Raw genomic sequence first — 6,552 nt, forward strand, 5'->3', positions numbered from 1 at the left:
CGGACCGGCCTCCGGACCGGCCTCCGGACCGGCCTCCGGACCGGCCTCCGGACCGGCCTCCGGACCGGCCTCCGGACCGGCCTCCGGACTGGCCTCCGGACCGGCCGGCGGGTCCGGAGGGGAACCGGCCGCGGCGGACACCGGCCCGAGTTCGAGTCCGAGCGTGAAACCCAGTACGAGCACGAGCACGAGCACGAGCACGAGCACGGGCCTGAGACCCGGCACGGCCCCGAGTCCAAGCCCGGTCCCGAGTCCAAGCCCGGTCCCGAACCCGCCCCCACCCCCCGCCGCGCCCCGCCTGCCGTATCCCGCCGAGCCGGCCCCGGCCGAGGGTGCCGCCGAGGCCTACTGGGAACTGGCGGGAGCGCCCGGACCGTCGAGCTCTCTCGCGGTACGGGTCGAGGTGCTGGGCGACGCCGACGCGCGGGCCGTCGCCCGGGCGTGCGCCGCCTCCGGCCTGACCGTGACCGACGACGTCGCGGACGCCGCTCTGACCCTGGTCGTCTGCGACGACTACCTCGATCCGGCGCTGCGTGCGCTGGACGAGCGGCAGCGTGCGGCAGGCCGCCCCTGGCTGCTGGCCAAGCCGCACGGGACCACCCCCTGGGTCGGCCCCGTCTTCCGGCCCGGCACGTCGGCCTGCTGGCAGTGCCTGGCCCACCGGATGGCCGGACACCGCGCCACCGAGGCCCATCTGCGGGCCCGCCTCGGCCGCTCCGTGCCGCACCCGCCGGCCGAGACCTCCGCGAGCCTCATGATCGGCCACCAGCTGGCCGTCGCCGAGGGCCTGAAGTGGCTGGCCGGCCACCGCTACCCGGGCCAGGACGGCGTGCTGACCTTCGACACCATCGACTTCACCAGCCGGCTGCACCCGCTGCGCGCACGACCGCAGTGCCCGGGCTGCGGCGACCCCACGCTGGTGGCCCGCCGGGTACTCAGCCCGGTGACGCCGGTCTCCCGGCCGAAGGCCGAGCGCACCGGCAACGGGCACCGGGCCGTCACCGCGGAACAGACCCTGCGCACCTACGAGCACCTGATCAGCCCGATCACCGGAGTGGTCAAGGCGGTCGAACGCGACCCGCGCGGTCCCGCCGAGTTCAACTCCTTCCGCGCCGGACACAACCACGCACGCGGCGCCCACGGGCTGACCGGCGCCGCCTCCCGGCTGCGCGGCGAGAGCGGCGGCAAGGGGATGACCGAACTCGACGCCCGGGTCAGCGCGCTGTGCGAGTCCCTGGAACGGCACTCGGGCACCTTCCAGGGCGGGGAACCCGTCGTACGGGCGAGCTGTCGCCAGGTGGCGGACCGCGCCGTGCACCCCGCCGACTGCCTGCTCCACCACCCGCGCCAGGGGGTCGCCCCCTTCGACGAGGACGCCCCCGCGGACTGGACGCCCGTGTGGTCCCTGACCCGCGGCGAGCAGCGCCTGCTGCCCACGGCCCTGCTGTACTACGACGCGCCGCGCACCCCCGGGCTCGGCTGTGTGCGGGCGGACTCCAACGGCAACGCGGCAGGCGCCAGCCTGGAGGACGCCGTCGTCCAGGGCTTCCTGGAACTCGTGGAGCGCGACGCGGTCGCCCTGTGGTGGTACAACCGCACCCGGCAGCCCGGCGTCGACCTCGACTCCTTCGAGGAGCCCTGGATCGACCGGATCCGTACCGTGCACGCCGCGCTGGGGCGTGAGGTGTGGGCGCTCGACGTCACCTCCGACTTCGGGATCCCCGCCTTCGCGGCGGTCACCCGGCGCGTCGGCGGTGCCACCGAGGACGTCCTGTTCGGCTTCGGCGCCCACTTCGACCCGTCCGTGGCGCTGTGCCGCGCGCTGGCGGAGATGAACCAGATGATGCCGGCCGTCGTCGGCGCCGGACCCGGGGGAACCGGCTACGGGTGCCCGGACGAGCGGCTGACCGCATGGTGGCGCACCGCGACCGTGGCAGGGCACCCCTATCTGCTGCCGGACCCCGCCACCCCGCCCCGCACCCGGGCCGGCTACCGCTACACGCCCCGCGCCGATCTGCTGGACGACGTCACGGCCATCCGCGCGGCCGTCGCCGAGCGGGGCATGGAACTGCTCGTACTCGACCAGACCCGGCCGGACATCGGCCTCCCGGTGGTCAAGACGATCGTGCCCGGCATGCGGCACTTCTGGGCCAGGTTCGCGCCCGGCCGGCTGTACGACGTCCCCGTCGCGCTCGGCCGGCTCGCCGAGCCGACACCGTACGAGCAGCTCAATCCGGTGCCCATGTTCTTGTAGACGCGCCGGGCAAATGACCCACACTGCCTGGTATGTCCCGCCACTTGTTCAAAATCGCGGCAATACCGGGAACCCGACTGTCCACGAGCCCCTCTCGTCGTCGGCTCCGGCACGTACTGTGTCTTCCGGCCAACTCGTGCGGGGGCGCGGGCGGTTGGGAGGGGGACGCGAGCTCGTGATCAGGATCCTGATTGCGGAAGACATGCGCATGCTGCGGCGGGCACTGGTGGAACTCATCTCCATGCAGCCCGACATCGAGGTCGTCGCCGAACTGGAGTCGGGCGCGGACATCGTCCGCGAGGCGGAGGCCCGCAAGCCGGACGTGGCCGTCCTGGACATCGAACTCCCGGTCCTGGACGGCCTGTCCGCGGCCCAGGAGATGCACGAACGCGGCCTGGGCACCCAGGTGCTGATCCTCACCAGTCTCGGCCGGCCCAACCACCTGCGCCGGGCCCTGGACGCGAACGTCCGGGGGTTCATGCTCAAGGACGCCGGACCGGACCGGCTGGCCGACGCCATCCGTGCCGTCGCCAGAGGGGACCGGGTCTTCGACCCGCAGCTGACGCTCGCCGCCCTCGACCACGTGGAGTGCCCGCTCACACCGCGCGAGTCGGACGTGCTGCGGCTCGCCGCGTCCGGTGACGACGTCGGCGACATCGCCAAGAACCTGCACCTGTCCGTGGGCACGGTGCGCAACTACCTGACGACGGTCGTCTACAAGCTCGGCGCCCGCAACCGCGTCGACGCGATCCGCATCGCCCGCTCGTCGGGCTGGCTGTGAGCACCGCCGGGTGAATCCCTCACGGTGCGGCCGTGACGGATTCACCCGTGATCCGGGTTCCGCTCACTGGTCCGCCGCGCGCGCCGCGTGCGACGGTCGGTACGCCAGGGGACCACCGGTCCACGGGGCGACCGTCCAGGGAGGGACACCCTTGAAGCTCACCGTGCTGGGCCCGTTCTCCGCCGCCATCGACGGTGTTCCGATCGTCCCCACGGCGGCCAAGCCGCGCCAGATACTCGCCCTGCTGGCGGTGCAGGCCGGTCAGGTCGTCACCGTCCCCTCCGTCATCGAGGAGGTCTGGGGCGCCGCCGCCTCCCCGAAGGCCCACGTCAGCGTGCAGACGTACGTCCTGCGGCTGCGTACGTTCATCGGCCGCGCCCTGGGCGACCCGGCCGCGGCCCGGGAGGTGCTGGTGACCCGGCCGGGCGGTTACGCGCTGCTGACCGGGCCCGACGCCGTGGACGCGCACGTGTACGACCGGCTGTGCGCCGAGGCGCAGACCGCGGTGGAGCGGGGCGACGACGCCCGCGGGGCCCGGCTGTTCCGGACGGCTCTGGAGCTGTGGCACGGCGAGGCCTTCGCCGGCGTCCGCACGGGCGCCGTGCTGGGCCTGGAGGCCATGCGGCTGGAACAGAGCCGGACCGGCGTACTGGAACGCCGCATCGCCGCGGAGCTGCGGCTCGGCGCCCACGAGCGGCTGCTGCCCGAACTGGCCTCCCTCACCACCGGCCACCCGCACCACGAGGCCCTGCAGGCGCTGTACATGACGGCGCTGGACCGCTCCGGCCGCCCGGGGGGCGCCCTCGCCGTCTACGACGTCCTGTGCCACCGCCTCGACGAACGGTTCGGCCTGCTGCCCTCGCTGGAACTGCGCCGCCTGGCGGACGACGTACGCGCCCGGGCGACGGCGTCCGCGACGGCCACCCGCGTATAGGGCGCCCCCTGGGTCCCTGCGGATCCTCTGGGTCCCTGCGGATCCTCTGGGTCCCTGCGGATCCTCTGGGTCCCTGCGGATCCTCCGGGCCCCCGCGGATCCTCCGGGCCCCCGCGGGTCCCGCGGGGACCCCGGGCGCCCCGGGGCGTGTCTCCAGCCCGCCCCTAACGTCCCTCCAGCGGCCCCCTGTGTGCTGAGTGCTGCCGGTCCCGCGCGGTGGGAGCGCTCGGCCCCGTGCACGCGACACACCCACCGGGAGACCGGCCGGTGCAGGACCGCGGACGACCCGCGGAGAACCGCCGACAGGAAGGTGAGCGGGGACATGAGCGTCTACGAGGTGGACCGGCCCACGACCGTTCCGGCCCCGGTGCCGGTGTCCGCGCCCGGTCCGGCCCCAGCCGCGGCCGCCGGCGCCGGGCAGGGACCGCCCGACCTGCGTGAACTGACCGACAGGCTGGCCGCGTTGAAGGCACTCGCCGCCGCCGGGCCGGGAGAGGCGGCCACGCAGGCCCAGCACCGGCGCGGCAGACTGACCGTCAGGGAGCGACTGGAACTGCTCTTCGACGAGGGCACGTTCCGCGAGATCGAGGCCCTGCGCCGGCACCGGGCCACGGGGTTCGGACTGGAGGACCGCAGGCCCCACACCGACGGCGTGGTGACCGGCTGGGGCCTGGTGGAGGGCCGGCGGGTCTTCGCGTACGCCCATGACTTCCGGATCTTCGGCGGCGCCCTCGGCGAGGCCCACGCGCAGAAGATCCACAAGGTGATGGACCTGGCCGAGACGGCGGGCGCACCCCTGGTGAGCCTCAACGACGGTGCCGGCGCCCGCATCCAGGAGGGCATCTCCGCCCTCGCCGGGTACGGCGGGATCTTCCAGCGCAACGTCCGCTCCTCCGGCGTCGTCCCGCAGATCAGCGTCATGCTCGGCCCGTGCGCCGGCGGAGCCGCGTACTCGCCCTCGCTCACCGACTTCGTGTTCATGGTGCGTGCCACCTCGCAGATGTTCGTGACCGGCCCGGACGTGGTGCGGGCCGTGACCGGGGAGGAGGTGACCCACGAGGAACTGGGCGGCGCCGAGGTGCACGCGGCCCGCTCCGGCGTCGCCGCGTTCGTCCACGACGACGAGGAGAGCTGCCTCGCCGAGGTACGCCACCTGCTGTCGCTGCTGCCGTCCAACAACCGCGAACTCCCCCCGGAGACGGAGCCCGGCGACCCCGTGGACCGGCGCTGCGAGGCACTGCTCGACCTGGTGCCCGCGGAGCCCCGCCGCAGCTACGACATCCGTCCGGTCGTCGCGGAGATCGTCGACGACGGCGACTTCACCGAGGTGCACGAGCTGTGGGCGCCCAACGTGGTCTGCGCACTGGCCCGCCTCGGCGGCCAGACCGTGGGCGTCGTGGCGAACCAGCCGTCGGTGTCCGCCGGCGTGCTCGACATCGACGCCTCCCAGAAGGCCGCCCGGTTCGTGCAGTTCTGCGACGCGTTCAGCATCCCGCTGGTCACCCTCGTCGACGTCCCCGGGTTCCTGCCGGGCGTGGGCCAGGAGCACGACGGCATCATCCGGCACGGCGCGAAGCTGCTGTACGCCTACTGCAACGCCACCGTGCCCCGCCTCCAGGTGATCCTGCGCAAGGCGTACGGCGGCGCGTACATCGTGCTCGACTCCCGCTCCATCGGCTGCGACCTGTCCTTCGCCTGGCCCGGCAACGAGATCGCCGTCATGGGCGCCGAAGGCGCCGCGGGCGTGGTCTTCCGCAAGCGGATAGCCGCCGCCGACGATCCGGAGGCGACCCGGGCGCGCCTCATCGAGGAGTACCGCGCCGAACTCATGCACCCCTACTACGCCGCCGAACGCGGCCTCGTGGACGACGTCATCGACCCCGCCGACACCCGCAGGGTGCTCATCGACGCGCTCGCCATGCTGCGCGCGAAGCACCGTGCGGGCCCGGCCCGCAAGCATGGGAACCAGCCACAATGACCTCACGGACGACCACTTCCACGCCCGCGCCGACGGCCCCACGGACCGCCCTGGCGCCCTTCCCGCTCCCCCCGGCCGTCGAGGCCGCCGACGCCTCGGCCGCCGCGCAGCTCCCGACGCCGCTGCTGGTCTTCCGGGGGGATCCGACCCCGGACGAGATCGCCGCGGTCACCACCGCCATCCTGGCGGTCCTGCCCCGCCGCGCCCCCACGCCCCCGGGTGCGGCCCCCCGCGCCCGCCGGGCCCGCTGGACCCCGTCCGAGGCACCGACGGCGTCCTGGCAACGGGCGGGCTAGAAGCCGGCCCCGGCCCGTACGGCCACCTCAGTACCCGTGCCCCGGCCCGTACGGCCACCTCAGTACCCGTGCCCCGGCCCGTACGGCCACCTCAGAACCCGTCCCCCGGGCCGTAAGGCCCCCCAGAACCCGTGCCCCGGTCGACATCCCCCGCGACCGGGGCACGATCACGCCCGCGCGAGCCCGCCGCGCCGGTGCCCGTGCGTCCGGGCGAGGCGGCCGGCCCGGCGGCCTCGCCCGGACGCGTCGCACCGGTGCCGGGCGGACCGCGCTCACGGCGGCACCCGGGCGGCCCCGGGTCAGCGCGCG

Annotated in this window: 6 protein-coding genes; 5 read left to right on the forward strand and 1 reads right to left on the reverse strand. The window is 74.5% G+C overall.

Annotated elements, in window-relative coordinates; genetic code table 11:
• The coding region (locus ACP4J0_RS38000) for a hypothetical protein (RefSeq protein WP_426603936.1) at positions 1-225 on the reverse strand (225 nt) is incomplete at its 3' end.
• 178 nt (positions 226-403) lie between these two features.
• Between ACP4J0_RS38000 and ACP4J0_RS38005 the strand changes: the two genes are divergently transcribed.
• The 5 genes from ACP4J0_RS38005 (at position 404) to ACP4J0_RS38025 (ending at position 6,243) form a co-directional block, all read left to right on the forward strand.
• Positions 404-2,254: a TOMM precursor leader peptide-binding protein gene (locus tag ACP4J0_RS38005; RefSeq protein ID WP_426603938.1), complete on the forward strand. Its 1,851-nt coding sequence runs from the start codon at positions 404-406 to the stop codon at positions 2,252-2,254.
• 175 nt (positions 2,255-2,429) lie between these two features.
• Positions 2,430-3,035 carry a response regulator transcription factor gene (locus ACP4J0_RS38010; RefSeq protein ID WP_426603940.1) on the forward strand — a complete coding sequence of 202 codons (606 nt, stop codon included), beginning with the start codon at positions 2,430-2,432 and terminating at the stop codon, positions 3,033-3,035.
• 151 nt (positions 3,036-3,186) lie between these two features.
• A complete protein-coding gene (locus ACP4J0_RS38015; RefSeq protein ID WP_426603942.1) occupies positions 3,187-3,969 on the forward strand; it encodes an AfsR/SARP family transcriptional regulator in 783 nt (260 codons plus the stop codon).
• 322 nt (positions 3,970-4,291) lie between these two features.
• Positions 4,292-5,947: an acyl-CoA carboxylase subunit beta gene (locus ACP4J0_RS38020; protein ID WP_426603944.1), complete on the forward strand. Its 1,656-nt coding sequence runs from the start codon at positions 4,292-4,294 to the stop codon at positions 5,945-5,947.
• Positions 5,944-6,243, forward strand: a complete 300-nt coding sequence (locus ACP4J0_RS38025) for an acyl-CoA carboxylase epsilon subunit (RefSeq protein ID WP_426603946.1) — start codon at positions 5,944-5,946, stop codon at positions 6,241-6,243. The genes ACP4J0_RS38020 and ACP4J0_RS38025 overlap by 4 nt, the downstream gene beginning before the upstream one ends.
• The last annotated feature ends 309 nt before the right edge of the window (positions 6,244-6,552 follow it).

Origin of the sequence: Streptomyces sp. WG7, assembly GCF_049975785.1 — a bacterium.
Lineage (GTDB): Bacteria > Actinomycetota > Actinomycetes > Streptomycetales > Streptomycetaceae > Streptomyces.

Bases quoted from the DNA above. Each gene is read 5' to 3' on its own strand.
- ACP4J0_RS38020 (WP_426603944.1), top strand. From the start codon at position 4,292: ATGAGCGTCTACGAGGTGGACCGGCCCACGACCGTTCCGGCCCCGGTG.
- ACP4J0_RS38025 (WP_426603946.1), top strand. From the start codon at position 5,944: ATGACCTCACGGACGACCACTTCCACGCCCGCGCCGACGGCCCCACGG.